Source organism: Lacibacter sediminis (assembly GCF_014168535.1).
GTDB lineage: Bacteria > Bacteroidota > Bacteroidia > Chitinophagales > Chitinophagaceae > Lacibacter > Lacibacter sediminis.
Map to the genome: position 1 here is coordinate 4,461,975 of NZ_CP060007.1, position 19,501 is coordinate 4,481,475.

A 19,501-nucleotide genomic window follows, 5' to 3' on the forward strand; every position below is an offset into this window, starting at 1 on the left:
TCTGATTTTTTAACATTTTAGCCTGAAAAACAAAACCAGCATAGTTGATTGCTATGCTGGTTCCAGCTATTTGTAAGACGCTCTTGCGACCCTCAGCTACTATAATAATCCTTTTACTTTTTCAATCACCTGTTGCAGGTTGCTGGCATCTTGACCACCGGCAGTTGCCAGGTTTTTTTGTCCACCGCCACCACCTTTGATCAATGGAGCAATATGTTCTTTAATGATCTTTCCTGCATCAAGATTTTTTGCAGCTGCAACTGTATCACTTATACCAAGAGCAACAAATGGTTTACCGTCGATGTTCGCACAAAGCACAGCCACATAATCGTTGAGATTTGTTTTGAGATCGAAACAGATCTTCTTCAATGCATCTGCATTACTTACTTCAATAATATCTCCGATGAACGTAACATTGTTGATGATCTCATCTTTCTGCAAAAGTTCATTACGCAACACAACGAGTTGACGTGCTTCAAGTTTTTCCAGTTTCTTTTTCAGTTCACTGTTTTCTGTCTGCAGATTTTCAATTGACTTGCTGAGCTCTTTTGGATTTTTTAATAAACCACGAATTGCACGAATCGACTCAAATTCTGAATTTACATATTGTTCCGCTGCAAAACCTGTAAACGCTTCCACACGACGAACACCTGCAGCAACTGCAGCTTCGGATGTTATTTTGAAGAATCCCAATTCACCTGTTGAACCAACATGCGTACCACCGCATAATTCTATTGAATAGTTTTCATCCATAATGACCACACGCACTATATCAGCATATTTTTCACCGAACAAAGCCATTGCACCTAATGCAATTGCATCATCCTTTGGCATTTCTTTTATTACAACCGGAATGTTTGCTCTTATTTTTTCATTTACCAATGCTTCCACTTTTGCAATTTCTTCATCGGTCATTTTTGCAAAGTGTGAAAAATCGAAACGCAGGTATTCCTCATTTACCAAACTACCTTTCTGAGCAACATGTGTGCCCAATACTTTACGCAAAGCAGCATGCATTAAGTGAGTGGCTGAGTGATGTACTGCGATTTTTTTTCTACGCTCGGCATTCACTTTTGCAGATACAACAGCCGACATGTTTATCGGTAACTGATCAATGAAATGAATGATAAGATCGTTTTCTTTCTTTGTATCAGTTACGATTGCTACTTCACCATCAAAACTCAACTCACCCGTATCACCCACCTGTCCGCCACTTTCTGCATAGAAAGGTGTTTTATCTAAAACGATCTGAAAAGATGCCTTCCCTTTGATGTTCACCTTCCGGTATTTCACCACTTTGCTGTTTGCTTCTGTTGTTGTATAACCAACAAACTCGACTGAATTGTTTGGTACAACTTCAAACCAGTCTTCCGTATCAATAGTTGTTGCAGCACGACTGCGTTCTTTCTGTTGCTGCATTTCCTTATCAAAGCCTGCTTCATCTACCGACAATGATTGTTCGGATGCGATCAATCTTGTCAGATCAATGGGGAAACCAAACGTATCAAACAATTCAAACGCCGCTTTACCATCGATCAGTTTTCCTTTCGTAACGTTAATAATATCATCGATCCTTTTTAATCCTTTATCGAGCGTACGTAAAAATGCATCCTCTTCTTCCTTCACTACTTTCTGCACAAAACTTTCCTGTGCTTTTAATTCAGGGAATACTTTTTCGAACTGTGCAGCCAATGTCGGTAAGAGTTGATGTAACAAAGGTTGTTTATAACCGAGATAAGAATAATAGTAACGAACTGCCCTTCTTAAAATCCTGCGGATAACATAACCTGCACCGGTATTGCTTGGTAATTGACCATCGGCAATAGTGAAACAAATAGCACGGATATGATCTGCTAACACACGAAAAGCAACGCTTTCCTTATCATCGCCTGCAGTATATTTTTTACCAACGATCTTTTCTACTTCAGCAATAGTACCGGTGAAAATATCTGTGTCGTAATTGCTTTGTTTGTTTTGTAATACACGGGTTAAACGTTCAAAACCCATTCCTGTATCCACATGTTTGGCAGGTAATGGCTCAAGTGAACCATCTTTCAGGCGATTGAATTGAATGAATACATTGTTCCATATCTCGATCACTTGCGGATGATCATTATTCACCAATGTTTTTCCATCAACGAGTTTGCGTTCTTCATCGTTTCTGCAATCCACATGTATTTCAGTACAAGGGCCACATGGACCCGTATCACCCATCTCCCAGAAATTATCTTTCTTATTCCCTAACAGAATTCTGTCTTCAGCAATCACTTTCTTCCATTCATTCCATGCTTCTTCATCTTTCGGAATATTTTCTTTTTCATCACCTTCAAACACGGTTACGTATAAACGATCTTTCGGAATGCCATACACATCGGCCAACAGTTCCCAACTCCATGCAATGGCTTCTTTCTTGAAATAATCGCCAAAGCTCCAGTTGCCCAGCATTTCAAACATGGTGTGGTGATAGGTATCAACACCTACTTCTTCGAGATCGTTATGCTTACCGCTAACACGCAAACATTTTTGTGTATCGGCCACACGGGTGTGCTCAGGTTTCCTGTTGCCGAGGAAATAATCCTTGAACTGGTTCATCCCTGCGTTGGTGAACAGTAAAGTAGGATCATTCTTCACTACTATCGGTGCCGAGGGAACGATCTGGTGCTTTTTTGAAGCAAAAAAATCTAAATATTTCTGTCTTATTTCAGCGGCAGTCATCATATTCATCCCGTGTTTGGATTGATTTTTGAGGAGTGATACACCTATATTTGTAAAACCCCTTTTTAATGGATAGCAAAGGTAAGCCAAACCTATGACCACCTGATTGCTTATATGAAGAAAGTAAAGTATTTCTACAATACAAATACGCTCCGGTATGAGAAACTGGTGACGCCCCTGCGGGTAAAACTGCTGCGGGTGTTTAGTTTTTTGGCGGCTGTTACGGTGGCGGGCTTTCTTTTTATGCAGATCTCCTATCGCTATTTCCCATCGGCCAACGAGCAACGGTTACGGAATGAGAATAACCGCATAAAGGATAATTACAGCATCTTGAGTGGAGAGATCAAGCGGATGAACCAGGAACTCCGTGAAATTGAAAAACGGGATAACCAGGTGTATCGTTCCATTTTTGAAGCAAGTCCTATTCCTGACAGCGCAAGAGCCAAGATGATGGAAAAACAGGCAGAAGATCGCTTGATTGCAAGCCTTAGTGAAGATGAACTCAACACAACCATTCTTCAGCAGATCAATACCCTTCGCAACAGGATCTATGCACAAAATATTTCGTTCAATGCAATTGACGGGATGATCAAAAACAAAGAAGCATTATTGGCTGCAACACCCGCAATTCAACCGGTGAGCAACAAAGAATTATCGAGACTAGCTTCGGGCTTTGGTTATCGTATCGATCCTGTTTATAAAACAACAAAATTTCATGCTGGTCTCGACTTTGCCGCACCGCAAGGCACACCTATTTATGCAACGGCCGATGGTATTGTAACGCTTGCCGGTAATACAGCCAATGGTTATGGTAACCATGTTGTGATCAACCATGGTTATGGCTATGAAACATTGTATGGTCACATGGTGCGTGTGAAAGCAAGAAGAGGACAAAAGATTCGCCGTGGTGAAGTAATTGGCTGGGTGGGTAGTACCGGGAAAAGTACTGGCCCTCATTTGCATTACGAAGTACATAAAAATGGCCGTGATCTCGATCCTATCTATTTCTTTTATAATGATCTCACGCCTGAACAATTTGATCGTATGCTCAAGATAGCGGCAACGGGTAATCAGAGCTTCGATTAAACACAGCCGATAGCGGGTAGTGGATAGTTGGTAGTTGGTAATGTTGTAAGCATTAACTATCGGCTAACAACTAATGACTATCGGCTTCTCTCTGATTCCTTACTTTTGCTGAAACAACTTACATCTGGCAACACCTGCGCAAATAGCATTTGAATTTGATGAACCGCCAAAGTCGGCTCCACGACGTGGACGCAAACCATTGAACAAACCTCCTAAGCCCAAGCAAAAGCGTGGTCGTAAGAGTTTGAAAGATATGGGCGATGAAGCAGAGTTTGTTGAACTGCCATCAGATGAAGTGCTGGGCAAAAAATTATATTACAGTATTGGTGAAGTATGTGATCTGTTTCACATCAACCCTTCTTCGATCCGTTATTGGGAAACTGAATTCAGTTTCCTGAAGCCACGTAAGAATAAAAAAGGAGATCGGTTTTATAATGCAACCGAAATAAAAAAGATCCATCTTATCTATTACCTGCTTCGTTTTAAAAAATACAGCATTGAAGCAGCTAAAGATTATTTAAAGCAACATAAGGATGACACTGATGTGCGCTTTGAATTGGTGAAAAGCTTACAACAGATCAAACAATTTTTGCTGGCACTCAAAGCCGACCTTTAAAATAATTCGTGCAACGAAAACAATTAGTAACAAATGAAAATCTTAGCAGCAGTCGTACTTCTTTTTTTATCAATCAACAGTTTTTCACAGGTACAATATGAAGTTTCAAAAGATTCGCAAAACGGACAGAAGACGCTCAAAGGCATTTTAAGCCGTGAGTTATTGCTGAACGATGCTGAATTTGCATGGATGAAAAACGACATCAGCTGGTATAAACCAAATGCTGATTGTGTTACAAATCTTACTGCAGTAAAAGACACCATTCAACTGATGGTGTTTGTTGGAACATGGTGTGAAGATTCACAGATCGTATTTCCACAGTTATTGAAAATGCTCGACCAGGTTGGGTTTAACATGAAGCGGTTAACTGTGATTGGTATTGACCGCCAAAAAACAACATTGGGTTCACTTACGCAGGCATTAGGTGTTACCAAAGCACCAACAATTATGGTATTAAAAGGCGGTAAAGAAATTGGTCGTGTGGAAGAATTTGGCAAATACGGCATCTACGATAAAGAACTTGCTGAAGTATTGGTGAAAGCAAAATAATATTCACGTTTTTAAAATGAATGCAATCAGGTAACACTGGTTGCATTTGTTGTTTTATGCAACAGCCATTTTTCTTTTTCTAACAGGTACTCGAAATTCAGCTTTTCCGGTTCGCCATGATAAGCAACAGAAAGTTCTTTCTCCTTCACTGCACCAATGCGGCCAATGGCAATTTGTGACCGGATGTTATTTGCGCCAATGTGAAAAAGAATTTTATCGACGTATTGAAATGCATGATCGATCATTAATGCTTTCATCGCCGGGTTATAAGCTTTGCCCCAAAACTTACGTGCAATAAATGTATAACCGATGAGTAATGAATTTTCCGCTTCGTTATAATCATAAAAACGGGAGCTGCCTGCCACTTCACCAGTGAGTTTATCAATGAGCAGCAAAGCTCCTTTTGATTCCATAGCTCCTTCAAAATAGGTTTGAAATACTTCCCGCTTGTAACGGTCTTTGTTGGGATGCTGCTCCCAGATCAATGGGTCAGACGCTACGGAATACAGTCGCTCAAAGTCATTCGGCTGCAACGGCTGCAGGCGGATGAATTCATTTTCCAGAACAGGTTGTAAGTTGATACTCATAATTTATCTGATCCTTAAAATTACTGTTTGCATTGTTATTTAAAAAGAAATTCCCTGCCGGTAAAAGACAGGGATTTCAAGGTGTAAGGTTAGCCCGTTTTAATAATCCAAAATCAACCTATGCATGTAATAAAAAGAAATTCTCTACGTGTGCATCATACATACTTTGTTGCTTTATGTGCCGGGCTGGGTTTTGCTGTTGCTTTCCTGCACTGGCCACGATCAATAGCAACATGGCCGATACAAGCAACAAAAAAATAAATCCATCATATTTATAAAACCGTTTCATCGTATGCACTGTTAAAATCCAGTTGCGGAAGTTTGATGCTGATCAATAATACGACCGGCACAAACAACAACAGGAACAAGGTTATTTTTCCAATTAACTTCATCACATTTATTTGATAAGATTTACAAAGCTCAAACTATTACTGCAGTTGCACAATCACCAAAACCGGTTAGAGTACTCAACAAGTCTATAACTCATCGTCTGTATGTCAACAGGAATTTGCTGGTAAGCCATGGCAAATCAGGTTGAAGGATCATTTCCGTTTCATTCAACTTCAGCACAAACATTTTTTGATGACTGATAGTGAGAACAGAATCACCAGAAAGACTCCAGCTGAAATTACTATCACCCGGAATATCACATGCTTTTGCATTATCAGAAAAAGTCCCGTTGCCTGAAGGATGAAAAAGGTAACTGTTATCGCTCTCGCAATCCTTTATCTGATTTTCACCAGCTTCGACAATACCATTGGTATTATCGTCAAATCCAACTGCATTTAATATCCATGCTTTCTTTGTAAGCAACTTGAAACTGTTATTCTCTTCTACCGGTTTAGCTGTTTGCTTTTTACAACTTGCGGCAACAATGACCAGTATCATAAAAAGTAATCGCATAATACTACAGTTTAAAAAGTTATTTCCTGATGCTGTTTACAAACTCAGTAATATCTGCTGCAAACTTTAGCGGCTCCTCCCAATGAATAGCATGTCCAGTACCCTTGTAAGTAATGTATTTTGCATGGCTGATATTTTTCTTCAGCAATTCTTGCCCGCCACTATGAAAAAAAGCATCAGCATCACCCCACAAAATGAGAACAGGTGTTTTGATATTCTTCAATTCTGCAACGTAGTCAACATCAACCAATCCTTTAAATGCAGCCTTGAATGCTATTACCGGCATTTTCATACTTTCATCAACCAGTAAATTGAAATATGCACTATCAATGGGTTTATTTAATGTTGCTTTTTGAAAGTCGACCATAAATGAACGTTCGACCGCAGTCTGCATTTTCTCAACTTCACTATAAAATTCAGGCATCCCGGGATTTCTTTTAATTGCAGGATCGGATGCAACAATAACAACTCCTTTCAACAGTTGCGGATAATCCAACGCAAACTGCTGCGCAATAATTCCACTCATAGAATGACCAACAATAAAGGCAGATCCCAATTTCTTTTGTTGAATAAATGCGGCGATATCGGCTGCAAAATCTTTTGGATGATAACCGCTTACCGGCTTTGACGAATTACCATGCCCCCGGTGTGTAACAGAAAATGCGTGCATTGATTCAGGTAATAATGGCAATATCTTTTCAAACGAATGCCATGAATCGCTAATGCCATGCAGAAAAATAACAGGAGCACCTTTTGTATTTCCCTTTTCTACATATTCCAGCTTAACACCTGTTGAGAGTTGAATGTATTGTTCCTTCAGCACAACGTCCGTTAATTGTGCCTGATTAAATGTATTTGTTGTTTTAGCTGATTGTGCTTTCAATACAACTGAAGCGACACCCATCAGCAGAAAAAAAAATAAATGCTTCATACATATTCTGTTTAATGATTTTAAATAAATGACTTAGTTTAACACAGGGCTCTTCCTCAACTTCGATCCGGTCATTAAGTAATGATTGATGGCTTCTTCCCAATAATTCATATTGGCATTAAAGGCAGTTACTGCATCCTCTTCAATCCACTTATTTGCATCTTCATTCAATGCGGTGTATTCATACTTGATATCAGCAGTTGTTGTTCCATCGGCATTATCAGTTAATTCTATATCAATAGCAACAACCATTTCACCGGGTGTTACCCGCACAAAAGCAAGCTGGAAAAGTTCTGAATCATATTTTGTGATGTACCATGTGGTTCTGTTGTCGCCACTTGCCGGAGTGATAAACACACATCCTTTCTCAGCAAGACCGGAAACAGAAAAGATCATTTCGTAGGTCCAGCCATCGATCCAATCTGCTTCACGAACCGGACAAAGCAATGGAAACACCTCTGCAGCTGTGCCTCTATTAAGCTGTTTGCGACGAAGACCAACACTTTTTGACGTGAACGTTTGCATAAACGATAGTTTAAATTTTTCAAAAATGAATTCATCAGCATTCAGATGAATAACAACAGTGTGCAACGTTTCGATTTCATCACACACTGTGGTTGAAGAGCTATTGTTTTGGTAACAGGTAATGATCTGTTAACCAGTTACCGATCTTTGTACCCATCTCCTGTCCTGCATTACATGAAAAACGAAAGTGAATGCCTGCCATCACTCTTGATGATGCATTTTCATTAGCAGCCTGGCTGAAACTTGTAAAGCTTCTTGTGCTTCCCTGTGGTACTGCTGTAAAAGAAGTCATGGTAAAAGGCGTGTTATCACCAAGCAACTTTGCTAAGACAGCCGCACCTGCATTTCCTAATGCGCTGTGTGTTGATGGATAATCCTGGATAGGTGGCGTTACTTCAGATGGCTCCCATGTAAGATCTGCAGGTGTAGCATCGTTACCATCACTGGCTGCTGCACGGATTGCAGTGTATGGACGCCAGAAATTATAATGAAGTTTTGAGTCCCAGCCTGCAATGTATGCATCAGCCAACGCCATATCCACCAAAGCAAACAAACGTGCTGCTTCAAACAGGTTGAGTTTTTTATTGGTAGCTGCTACTCGTGCAACACGATTCCAGCCTGCTTCAGAAAACTCATACCAGAATTTTGAATAAGCTGTTTCATCAGCTGTACGTGTAGTGCTGTTCAGCTTACCACGTTCTTTCACTTCAATAAAACTACCGGTATACAACTGACTTGTTAATGCAGGAGGTGCAACAGAACGGAATTGATTCTTCGTTTGTAAACCAAACGGTTTTACATTTTCCCAAAAAGGTGCAAAAATAAAATTGAAGGGAGGAACAACATTATAAACACCCGGTACTTCTGATGGTTGGATCAAACCAACAGGATCTGCTCCTGCACCATCTGTTGCTCTTAAGGCAAGAATGGCTTGTGCCGCCTGTTTTCCTAATGCAATTCCTTTTTCTTTTGCTTCAGGATTTTTTATTTTTTCAAGATCCACATTCAATGCAGAATCAAGATAATCTTTCTTTGCAGGAATTTCATTTAACAACACAGCATGCGCTGCAGAAACAGCTGCTGCAATAACATCCGCTTTTTTATCAATACCTGTGAAAGCATAGGTTTGATAAACAGGATATACCGCATTAATAGCATCATGCATCGCAAGATGCATCATTACATTAATTCTTGAAGCCATTAACGAGTGTTGATAAACCGGACCATCAAAAGCTTTGAAGGCAATTTCATTCCATTGAAGTACTACTGTGTTCGGTAATTTTTCGACTGTATTCCCAGGATTACTATTACGGGAACAGGCACTGATCATAGAAGCTGTAACAGTTAACAGCAACAACATTTTCTTCATCATTATAATAAGGTTTAATTGTGAACCGCAAAGATGAAGAAGTAACAAAGGGAAGACAATAACCGAACGGAGTAAAACCAATCACCAAAAGTGGTGAATCATAAAATAACCATGTGGTAGTGTGATGAAAGATTATTGTGCTTGTTCAGCATGGCTTAGTGATGTCCTTCCTCCAATCCATACAAAGCCATCACCTGCTTCAACAATTATTTCTCCACCTTCAACTGAAGCCTGACAAGCATAGAGTTTTGTTTTATTAAACCGCTTTGACCAATAGCCAGCAAGCACCGAATGCACTGAACCTGTAACAGGATCTTCATCAATTCCGATCCACGGACAAAACGAACGAAGCATATAATCAAAACGGTCATCATCAGAAACGGATGTGAGCACCACCTCTTTGATAGTGTCGCTACTGTTCATCAATTGCTGATAGAGCGGCTTCACTGATCGCAACTCAGCTGCACTGCCCAATTCAATAAACAATGTTTCCAATTCAGCACAAAAACTCGCAGTTGCTATTTCTTTAACCTGCAAGCTTTCCAATAATTGTGTCGACACATTAACAGGAGAGAGTGAATAAGCAGGATACTTCATCAGTATCGCTTCTTCCTGTTGTCTTGCATTGATCTTTATTTGCTCAACAGTAATAAAGCTGATGTCATCTTTTCCAAGTAAATCAAATAACACTTTAGCAGCAGCTAATGTTGCATGGCCGCAGGCAGGTATTTGTTTTGCAGCAGTAAAATATCGAATTGAAAAAAGAACGCTTTGCCTTGTTACAATATCTACAAAAGCCGTAACGGGTACATTAAATTGTTTCGCAAGTTTCAGGCATTGTTCGTTTTCGCAAGGTTCTTCAACAAGACAAACAACTGTAGGATTACCCTTACAGTTTGTGCCGGTAAACGTATCGATGAAAAAGGTTTGCATTATTGAAATGAATCAGTGTTGGTATGCTAATCAACAATAAATAACTCGCATCCTGTTTTTGTTGATGAGCGATGTGCCTCACAATCATCACCAACAATATACATCGTGTCTTTTGTGAGCGAAAATACACTGCCATCTTCCAGTGTCGTTTCCATTTCTCCACTTACACAATAAAGAACATGGCCTTTTTTACACCAATGATCAGCAGTGTAGCCTGGAGAGTAAAACACTTTACGGATTCGTATGTCATTCATCATCACGACTTGCCAGTGAGCCATACCTGAATCGCCTTTGTGTTCTTCAACAGGAATAGTAGCCCAGTCAATGGTTTGAAAATTAAAAGGAGAAAGTTTCATGCGTGAAATGCTGATTGTTGCTGTGAAAGATGAACAACAAATTTACACAATTCGCTCCTTCATCGCTTTACTCACCACTTCGGTTAACGATGCAACGTGTAACTTTTCGTAGATCTTTTTTACATGGCTCCGTACAGTTTCATAGCTGATGGAAAGTTTATCAGCGATCATTTTATAACTGAGTCCATCAACAATACAGCTCAACACTTCTTTTTCCCGTGGAGTGAGATTATAATCCGGCACTTCTTCCGGTTTAAAGAGCTGCGGTATCTGTTGCATCCGGTTAAACACCTTGCGTGCAATTGAAGGACTCATCGGCGAACCGCCATACTGCAGTTCGTTGATGGATTCAACAAGCTTCGTGTTTAAAAAATTCTTTAGCAGATAACCTGATGCACCTGCACAAATCGAATCAAACACACGGTCATCATCTTCAAATACCGTTTGCATCAATATCAATACTTGTGGAAATTCTTTTTTGATTGTGCGTACTGCTTCAATGCCCGTCATACCCGGCATCTCAATATCCATCAGTACAATATCTGGTTTGCACTCACGAATATCTTCTATACAATCCAATACATTACTGAAAGAGCCTGCAACTTCAAACTCAGGAACTGTTTGCAACAACATGGTAATGCTGTCACGAATGTTTTTATTGTCGTCAAAAATGGCTATTCTCAGGCTCATAATAAGAATTAAAGATCGTAAAGAATTTGGCATCTGCCTATCACCGAATCAGGGGATAGGAAAACGAAGTTTGATGGTTGTTCCTCCGCCCGGTACACTTTCAATATGCATGGTTCCTTTCATTTCTTTAGCCCGCATTTCCATATTCCGTAAACCGTTACCGGATAACGACTGCGAAGCTTTTGCTTTCATTGTGGCAGGGTCAAATCCAACTCCATCATCTTTCACCAGCATTTCCAGGTGATGATGAGTTGCGCTGATCTTTACCTCCAGATTTTTGCACTGTGCATACTTCAACACATTATTTACTGCTTCTTTAAAAATGAGGTAAAAGTTTTTACGCTTGGTCATCTCAAGGTTCAGAAGTTGTACCGCAGGATCGTAAGTAAACGACAGCTTGATTTCTTTTGATGCCAGCAACGGCTTTGCATACGACTGCATGCGCTGTAACATCACATCCATATGATCATTACGTGGATTGATGGCCCACACAATATCATTCATTTCTGAGATCATCTCACTGGATGTTTCACTGATCTTTTCCAGCGTATCCTGCAGTTGCTGTTCTTTCTGCTGTTGTTTGTAAATTTTTGCCACTTGACTATAAACGGAAATACTACTGAGTGTTGAGCCAACATTGTCGTGCAGATCCTGCGCAATTTTATTACGAATTGCCTGCAACTTCACTAATTCATTGATGCGGTAACGATACACTGCATACGCAATACCTGCTGCAAAGAATGCACACAATACAAAAAACCACCAGCGCTTCCAGAATGGCGGAATGATCGTTATCTGCATTGATGCCATTTCTTTACTCCACACACCGGGCTTGTTTGTTGCACGCACCCGAAATGTATAATCCCCTCCTTCAAGATTGGAAAAGCTTACTTTATTTTCTGTATTAAGATCGATCCATTTTTTATCAAACCCTTCCAGCATGTACTGGTAATGGACTGGTGAACCCGAGGAAAAATCAGGTGCCGAAAATTCAATGGTAATATAGTTTTGATTGTGCTGAAGTGAAATACTTTTTTCATTCAGTAAATGACTGTGCGATTCATTGAAGATGCGGAAATCAGTAAGATAAACCATCGGTTGTTGCTGGTTGATCTTGATCTGCTGTGGCTGAAAAGAAATAAAATAACCATTACCCGCTGCATATAATTTTCCATCTGCATCTTTATAAATACGTCCCTGTACACCACCTGATTTTTCAATATCAGGCAATTGAAAACTGCTGTATGATTTTGTGAGCGGATCGTACTTATGCAGATTACCATTGCCAATCATCCATACATTCCCGGCACGATCGACCTGCAAACCTTCGAGCAAATTATTTCCCTCTGCAATATGTGTGGCCGTTTCATTCTTCACGTGGAAATAATGTAATCCTCCACCAAACGTACTCAACCATAAATTACCATTCCCATCTTCTGCAATATCATACACATTGTTGTTGCTTAATCCGTTTGATTTTGAAGGATCGTTTATGAAAAAATTCAGTTTGGGCGCTGAGTTTTTTGTCCACTTACCTAATCCATGTTTTGTTGTTGCCATCCAGATGGCGCCGGCTTTTGTTTTACAGATCGAACGGATAAGATTGTCTTTAATGTTGAAGCGTTGAATAATTTTCTTTGTTGAATCGAGACGGGAGACCCATTTCATATCCACAAGATCGTAGTAAGTAAGAAAGTGGCCGTATGGTGACACAAGTAAAACCGGGTGATCATCAATCGTATCTTCTACAACTGATGTCACATTCGACTTAATGATCTGGTTCATTACACCATCTTTTTCTGTATTTGGTAATAATGAAATTGAAACTGTTTTGGGATCGAAACGAAACAGTGAATAATTAGTACCGAGGTAGTGATTGCCCTCTCGGTCTTTAAAGAATCGGCTCACACCAATTGGCGTGCCTTTATATTGTAATGGTCGATGTTCAAAATCAGCACGGCCGTTGCGTTGAATATACAAACCTTCAGAAGTGCCGATCCAGAGATCTTTGCTTTCATCTTTATAAAAATCGTGGATCACTACATCTTTACCGAAAGGGCGTGGTAAAAACGTTTGCTTAAATTGTTGCTGCAATGGATTACTCACACTTACGCCTTTGTTTGTGCCAAGCCAAACAACACCTGCCGGATCAATATAAATGCAATTGATACGGTTCGCTGCAACTGTTCCTTCTTTTGATGGATCATGTGGGAAGTGTTGAAACTTCTGTTGCTGGGGATCATAAATATACAAACCATTGTAGCGGCCGCCGATCCAGACATTCCCTTGTTTATCTTCTGCAAAACTCAATGCCTCTTCATTGATTACATTGGCAGGAATTGTTTGCTCCTGCTTTGTAACAGTATTGAGTTTATAAATTAGTTTGTCCCATGATCCGATCCAGATATTCTTATTCCTGTCGCTGAATAAACTTGTAACGGTTGCATGCGGAAGCTTTGCATAGAGATTACCATAACGCTCATCCATTTCGTAGCGTAATGTTTGCGGATGTATTTTTAACAAACCGCCACCTTGCCGGCCCACCCATATCTTACCATCAGAACACATGGAAAGTGCAAGCGCTGTATTGGTGCCAACACGTGCAGGAACAGTGAAGCGTTCTGTTTTTTTATCGAACCTTACTACATACGACCCACTTGTTGCAAGCCAAAGAATGCCCTGATTGTCTTCCAGTAATTTGTTGATGATATTTACAGGTATCGAAGAACTGTCGCCGGGAGTATGACGATACTGTTTGAATTGTTGCGCAGGAGGAAGATGTTGATCATATTTTGTTAATCCACCGTCAGCAGTTGCGATCCAGATAATACCTTCTTTATCTTCCAACAGATCAGTGATGATATTACCGGAGATGGTTGCTTTATTGCCGGGATCGTTTCTGAAAACGGTGAACTTATTTCCATCAAAACGATTCAATCCATCATCCGTACCCATCCACATAAACCCACGCTGATCACGAAGAATGCAATTGACTTTGTTGTGCGATAAACCATTCTGCACCGTTATCCTTGTAAAATAATAAGCCTGTTGTTGTGCCGACACAACAATGCAACTGAATAGAAAACAGATAACAGTTAGTATTTTTTGCATAGCAGGTTTACATGTTAAAGTTAATTCATGCATATCTCAATCAAAAGCCTCTTATAAAAAAGCCGACACCACCAGGTGCCGGCCCATCAAAACCAAACCACTGTACATTATTGAAGTGAGACCGGCTCACTGTAAATAAGATCGTCCAGTACGATAAGATCATGCGTTCCGCCCTGTGAAATATCTTTTGTATTGCCCGTGAGCATTCCGTTATGCCCGATCCTGACAGATGTAATTTTTGTTTGCTTGAAATAAACGCCGAGGAAAGAAAACTTACTTCCACTCTTTTGTGCAGGTACATAAAATTTGCCCTTGCTCACAGCACCGCTGAAAAATTCAATAAAGGTTGATTGCTCTGTATCTACATCGGCAAACACAGCGCCGAATCCTTGAACAGATGCGGGTTGATGTTGACCTGCTACTTCAAATTCAATACCCCACAATGATGATTCCGTATTTGCAAAAACTTTATCGCCGCTGAAAGCAGCAAACTCTGTTGCTGATGCTGCATTAACTTCAGAAAAATTACTTGCACTCACCATAAAGCTTCCTTCATCTGTATAGCCCAATCCTCTCTGCCGGGAAACGATTGCCTGGTCGCCAACAGGATTAAAAAAGTCAAGCGGAAGCTTCCGCCCCATCAATTCAATTGGGATGCCATCCCAGTTTATTTCTCTTCGTCCACCCGTTACACCGGTTGTTGTGTTCAACACCGGGCCAACAAGATTTCTGAACGTGTTTATTGTTGTTTCAATATTGCCTGATGCACGCAACACCACTGCATCAGTTTGTGTTTCTTTATTTTTTTTGCAGCTTGCACTAATGATCAATAGAAGAGTTGCAGCAACAACTTGCTTAATTTGTTTCATTTTGAGATAAGGTTTGAATTGCAAAATTCCGATTGACAGGTATGCAAAACAATCCCCTAATGTGGTGACAAAAAATCCCCTCCTGAAGGAGGGGACCACGTAAAACCAACTCTAGAAACTACTGCTAAATATTTAGTCTATTGCTTTGGGTTCATCGTAAATAAAATCATCCATCACTACCACATCATACATTCCGCCCGCACTGATATCTTTATCACCTAACGGAACTTCGCCTGCTTTGATCACCACTTTTGCAATCTTCACACCCGGAATACGCACTCCAAGAAATGAAAATTTTCCTTTTCCTGTTTGCGGATGTGCCATAAACACACCAAGGCTTTCATAGTTGTCATCAAATAATTCTATTGTTGTTGAACTGCCTTTTTCGATATCAGAAAACACAACACCAAAACTTTCAACGTATGCTGTTGTGTTTGTACCTGGAACTTTGAACTGCACCTCTGTGAAATTAGAATAAGCCGGCATGAATGTTCTTGAAGGACTGAACGTTGCAAACTCATCTGCATAACTCGGATCAATATCTGCGAAATTATTATTGCTGATGCGAAAGCCGGAGAAATTAAGAAAAGTGATGCCACGTTTTCTTCCGTTTGGTAATGCAGGATCAATTTGCGCAAAGAAGTTACCCGGGAATAGATTGTTATTGGTAAACTCTGCAGGCACTCCGTCCCAGTTTACTTCTCGTCTTCCACCAACTGCACCGGGTGCTGTATTTAACCCACCACCGATGGCAGCACGAAATTGATCTAAGCCTATTGTAATATCTGCAGCGGTACCAAACGCCTTGAATATTTCCGGCTTATTAGTTGCCTTTGCAGCAAATTCAAAGCTGTTGCTTTTATTTGCAACAACAAGACTATCATATTTTTCACATGCTGCGAAGCTGAACGAAAGAACAGACGCAGCAAGAAGAGTTTGTTTGAAATGTTTCATGATTGTTTAATTATAGTTTGAGAATAAAGGGTAATGAGAACAGTACTACCACATTTACTGTAAGAAATTACTTTTTACTTTTTTGCATAATAAGGAGTTCGCCGTTCATGTCTACTTTCAACTTACGGGATATCTGCCCATCGTTAATGAGAAAACCATAGATAATTCCACCGCCCGATGGATTGTATTCATATGCCTGGTAAATGATGCTGCCGGGGAACCGTTGTTCAATCTGCCGAACAATTCCCACAGGTGTGTTTTTCGCATTAAAGTACTGCCCGACACCTAGATAGTTATTGTCTTCATCAAAGAAGGCATGCATTTCAGTATCGCCTTTTTTAAAGCTGGCAATATAAATATCATTCTTCTTTGTCCAGGCTGCCTTTGTGTCTTCACCAAAGTGGCGTACAAAAGTTGATTTGATTTCGTTGGTAACATTCTCGCCGTTACCTGCGTTTAGCTGTACAGCAAATAACAAAGCTGCTATTGCTGCCAAAAAAAACCGTTTCATAATGCTTTTCATTTTTTTGATGATAATTGTTTAACGCTGCAAAGATGAATCAATGCAAGCGCCGGTACAATCGCCGATCATGTGAAAAACATCACTAAAAGTGGGGAGAGAAAAATTAAGGTTGATTGCCTGCAAGCTCAATACCAAGTCCTTCCATCATCCGAAGAATATTAAGATTGATCGTTTGTTTTATTTCCTGGAAAAGTGCAAACTCAATGGTTTGTGTAAAATAATCTACATGAATAATAATTGATTTGGAACCAAGTTCATTCAACACAACGGTACTGGTTTCAATTTGTTCCTGTTGTTGCAATAGCATTTCGATCTTCGCAATAAGATCGTTGATTTGCCTGGCAGTTGTTCTTATATTCAGCTCCAAACGGATTTCGGCTTTGCGTTGTGTACGTAACGTAAGATTATCAAGAATGCTATCCACCATTTTCTTATTGGGCATCGTTAAGAAGGTTTTCTGTTCTGTTCTGATGCGGGTACTTCGTAAGCCGATCTTTTCAACAGTACCTGTAACACCTTCTACTTTCACCAGGTCGCCCAACGTAAATGGTTTATCAAAAAAGATGATGAAGGATGCAATTAAATTTTCAAGACTTTCTCTTGTTGCCAATGCAACAGCTGCTGTAACAATACTAAGCCCGGTAATAAGACTGGAAATATCGAAATTGAAAACAAACTTCGAGAACATGATGATGCCGATAATGATCGCTACTACTTTAAAAAAATCCCGGAAGAACACTACCAGTTGATTGTCGCTCTGGTCAGGTGTTTGATCGGCTTTTGCTTTAAACACCAGTGCAATAAAATCAATGAACCTGCGCAGCAATCGAATGAAGAAAACGACCAGTATTGCTTTGCCGGTTGCTTCAATAATTTCTTTTGAAGTGATCTTGTACAACTCAACATCAAGTACTGATGGAAAGTTGAGTTTATGAAAGGAGAAAATTACCACCATCCACACTACAAACCATTCCATGGGGATCAGCACCAATGCAATAAACTGATCACGGGATACATATTTTTTGGCTCCGGGAAAAAAACCATACAGCAGCCCACATAAGAATTTTGATACAATTCCTTTCAGCAAATACATCGCCAGCAGAATACCAGCGATCCATAAATAACTGATGAGGGGATTATCAAATACAAGTGTTTGCAAAAATTCAGGCATATGCAAAAATAATGTTCAGCAGATTTACTTGCGGTTAAAATGTGTAATGCAGAACGGTACCGTTCTGTAACAGGTAAAAATGGCCGGGCCTGATCACCGCTTTTTCCCTAACCTGTAAAAAAGCAGGCAGGGTAAATTTCTTTTCCGTTAATGTACCGGTTGTATAAGCCAGCAACTGCTGTCCTTCTATACCAACAATCGTTTTACCAAATATGGCAAGGTCAGTAAGTCCTTTGTAAGATATCTTGTTTTTAAAGGAGCCGTAAATATCAAATACATAAATTCCTTTTTCAGGATCGTAGAGATACACAAATCCATCCTGGTCGAAGATATGCGTGGGGTTGGGCACTTCATCGAAGATGATACGGAAATCAACCGTTTCACTCAGCAGCTTTCCATCTTCACCTATTTTTTTCAGTTTGCTTACTTGTTCATCATATACCCAGATATTGTTATCATAACTCTGCGCAATTGCTTTTGCCTGGAAGATATCCTGCTTGCGCAGGTCAATGGTGTTCACACTGTTTAAAAACCGATCGAGCACAACAACTGTTGCAAAGCTTTTATAATACAGCAATACTTTCAATGGATTGGTCGCATCAATGGAATAAAGTTTCCCATATCTGCGCACATCATTAAACACACCTATTGAATCGCCATTCGCATTCAGTTTTTTGAGCTGGTTATTTTTTGAAAGCAGGTAATAATTGCCGAGATTATCAATACTAAAATCTATATAGTCGCCTTCCACCGTTTTTACTTCTGTAAACACAGCATTTTGCGCAACACAGATGTTTGCAAACAGAAAACATGTTATGGAAAGGATCAGTTTCATTTATAGTAGATCAGTTCTAATTGTTCACCATCAAACGATGCATAACTGAAATAACGTATCCAGTCGCCAAGGTTTATGTAACGGCTTTCATCAGTCAGACGAAAATCAATGGGCAGGTGTCTATGCCCAAACACAAAAAAATCAAACTTTTTTTGCTGCAGTACTTCTTTACAGTAAACGATCAGCCATTCATTGTCTTCCCCCAGGAATTTTTCTTCGGTTGCGCCTGTTTGTGCACGACTTCTCCGGCTGAGATAATTGGCCAGTCCAACACCAACGTACGGTGGTAATATCCCGAACAACCATTTGCAAACCGGATTGCGAAATACTTTCTTCAGCATTTTATATCCATGATCACCGGGGCCTAACCCATCGCCATGACCTATGAAGAATGTTTTACCTGCATACTCAAATTCTTTTGGTTCATGATACACCGGGATGTTCAATTCCTTCTGTAAATAATCGTTCATCCACATATCATGATTGCCAACAAAGAAATGAATCGGTATTCCTGCATCAGTTATCTCAGCCAGTTTTCCCAGCAAACGCACATAACCTTTGGGAACCACTGTGCGATATTCATACCAGAAATCAAACATATCGCCCACAATAAAAATAACTGCAGCATTGTGCTTGATCTCATCTAAAAACTGAACGATCTTTTTTTCACGAACAAGACTCTGTTCATAGTTGGGTGCCCCCAAATGAAAATCGGAAAGAAAATATATTTTTTTACCGGGAGGAAGTTGCATCAAACAAATATAAAGAAGCTGCGGAA

The 19,501-nt window shown here is 39.9% G+C and carries 20 protein-coding genes; 3 read left to right on the top strand and 17 right to left on the bottom strand.

Going from position 1 to position 19,501, the window contains the following annotated elements:
• Nucleotides 1–99: 99 nt before the first annotated feature.
• The gene (gene alaS / locus H4075_RS18985; protein ID WP_220494789.1) at nt 100–2,718 is read right to left on the bottom strand and encodes an alanine--tRNA ligase; all 2,619 of its coding nucleotides are present in this window, start codon (nt 2,716–2,718) and stop codon (nt 100–102) included.
• A gap of 111 nt (nt 2,719–2,829) precedes the next feature.
• Here alaS and H4075_RS18990 point away from each other — a divergent pair, with 111 nt between their 5' ends.
• From H4075_RS18990 to H4075_RS19000, 3 genes are all read left to right on the top strand, one after another.
• Nucleotides 2,830–3,801 carry a M23 family metallopeptidase gene (locus H4075_RS18990; RefSeq protein ID WP_182802394.1) on the top strand — a complete coding sequence of 324 codons (972 nt, stop codon included), beginning with the start codon at nt 2,830–2,832 and terminating at the stop codon, nt 3,799–3,801.
• Between the two features lie 199 nt (nt 3,802–4,000).
• Nucleotides 4,001–4,417, top strand: a complete 417-nt coding sequence (locus tag H4075_RS18995) for a MerR family transcriptional regulator (protein ID WP_182802395.1) — start codon at nt 4,001–4,003, stop codon at nt 4,415–4,417.
• A gap of 33 nt (nt 4,418–4,450) precedes the next feature.
• Complete coding sequence (locus H4075_RS19000; RefSeq protein WP_182802396.1) at nt 4,451–4,966, top strand: thioredoxin family protein; 516 nt, start codon at nt 4,451–4,453, stop codon at nt 4,964–4,966.
• Nucleotides 4,967–4,992: 26 nt separating this feature from the next.
• Here H4075_RS19000 and H4075_RS19005 read toward each other — a convergent pair whose 3' ends face one another.
• The 16 genes from H4075_RS19005 to H4075_RS19080 form a co-directional block, all read right to left on the bottom strand.
• Complete coding sequence (locus tag H4075_RS19005; RefSeq protein WP_182802397.1) at nt 4,993–5,553, bottom strand: GNAT family N-acetyltransferase; 561 nt, start codon at nt 5,551–5,553, stop codon at nt 4,993–4,995.
• A 118-nt stretch (nt 5,554–5,671) separates the two neighbouring features.
• Nucleotides 5,672–5,842 (bottom strand): hypothetical protein, encoded by a 171-nt coding sequence (locus H4075_RS19010; protein ID WP_182802398.1) that lies wholly within the window; start codon nt 5,840–5,842, stop codon nt 5,672–5,674.
• A gap of 194 nt (nt 5,843–6,036) precedes the next feature.
• Entirely contained in the window at nt 6,037–6,456 is a 420-nt protein-coding gene (locus H4075_RS19015; protein WP_182802399.1) for a lipocalin family protein, read from the bottom strand.
• A 19-nt stretch (nt 6,457–6,475) separates the two neighbouring features.
• The gene (locus H4075_RS19020; protein ID WP_182802400.1) at nt 6,476–7,387 is read right to left on the bottom strand and encodes an alpha/beta fold hydrolase; all 912 of its coding nucleotides are present in this window, start codon (nt 7,385–7,387) and stop codon (nt 6,476–6,478) included.
• A 33-nt stretch (nt 7,388–7,420) separates the two neighbouring features.
• On the bottom strand, nt 7,421–7,912 hold the full coding sequence (locus H4075_RS19025; protein WP_182802401.1) for a hypothetical protein: 492 nt from the start codon (nt 7,910–7,912) through the stop codon (nt 7,421–7,423).
• A gap of 100 nt (nt 7,913–8,012) precedes the next feature.
• Nucleotides 8,013–9,284, bottom strand: a complete 1,272-nt coding sequence (locus H4075_RS19030; RefSeq protein WP_182802402.1) for a vanadium-dependent haloperoxidase — start codon at nt 9,282–9,284, stop codon at nt 8,013–8,015.
• 129 nt (nt 9,285–9,413) lie between these two features.
• A complete protein-coding gene (locus tag H4075_RS19035; RefSeq protein WP_182802403.1) occupies nt 9,414–10,214 on the bottom strand; it encodes a PhzF family phenazine biosynthesis protein in 801 nt (266 codons plus the stop codon).
• A gap of 26 nt (nt 10,215–10,240) precedes the next feature.
• Complete coding sequence (locus tag H4075_RS19040; RefSeq protein WP_182802404.1) at nt 10,241–10,570, bottom strand: DHCW motif cupin fold protein; 330 nt, start codon at nt 10,568–10,570, stop codon at nt 10,241–10,243.
• 42 nt (nt 10,571–10,612) lie between these two features.
• Complete coding sequence (locus H4075_RS19045) at nt 10,613–11,260, bottom strand: response regulator (RefSeq protein WP_182802405.1); 648 nt, start codon at nt 11,258–11,260, stop codon at nt 10,613–10,615.
• A gap of 48 nt (nt 11,261–11,308) precedes the next feature.
• Nucleotides 11,309–14,371, bottom strand: a complete 3,063-nt coding sequence (locus H4075_RS19050) for a sensor histidine kinase (RefSeq protein ID WP_182802406.1) — start codon at nt 14,369–14,371, stop codon at nt 11,309–11,311.
• Between the two features lie 107 nt (nt 14,372–14,478).
• The gene (locus H4075_RS19055; protein WP_182802407.1) at nt 14,479–15,240 is read right to left on the bottom strand and encodes a hypothetical protein; all 762 of its coding nucleotides are present in this window, start codon (nt 15,238–15,240) and stop codon (nt 14,479–14,481) included.
• A gap of 132 nt (nt 15,241–15,372) precedes the next feature.
• Complete coding sequence (locus tag H4075_RS19060) at nt 15,373–16,194, bottom strand: hypothetical protein (protein ID WP_182802408.1); 822 nt, start codon at nt 16,192–16,194, stop codon at nt 15,373–15,375.
• Between the two features lie 67 nt (nt 16,195–16,261).
• Nucleotides 16,262–16,705, bottom strand: coding sequence for a hypothetical protein (locus tag H4075_RS19065; RefSeq protein ID WP_182802409.1), 444 nt, complete (start codon nt 16,703–16,705; stop codon nt 16,262–16,264).
• Between the two features lie 115 nt (nt 16,706–16,820).
• Entirely contained in the window at nt 16,821–17,888 is a 1,068-nt protein-coding gene (locus H4075_RS19070) for a mechanosensitive ion channel family protein (protein WP_182802410.1), read from the bottom strand.
• A gap of 34 nt (nt 17,889–17,922) precedes the next feature.
• Entirely contained in the window at nt 17,923–18,723 is an 801-nt protein-coding gene (locus H4075_RS19075; RefSeq protein ID WP_182802411.1) for a hypothetical protein, read from the bottom strand.
• On the bottom strand, nt 18,720–19,475 hold the full coding sequence (locus H4075_RS19080; protein WP_182802412.1) for a UDP-2,3-diacylglucosamine diphosphatase: 756 nt from the start codon (nt 19,473–19,475) through the stop codon (nt 18,720–18,722). The genes H4075_RS19075 and H4075_RS19080 overlap by 4 nt, the downstream gene beginning before the upstream one ends.
• Nucleotides 19,476–19,501: the final 26 nt, after the last annotated feature.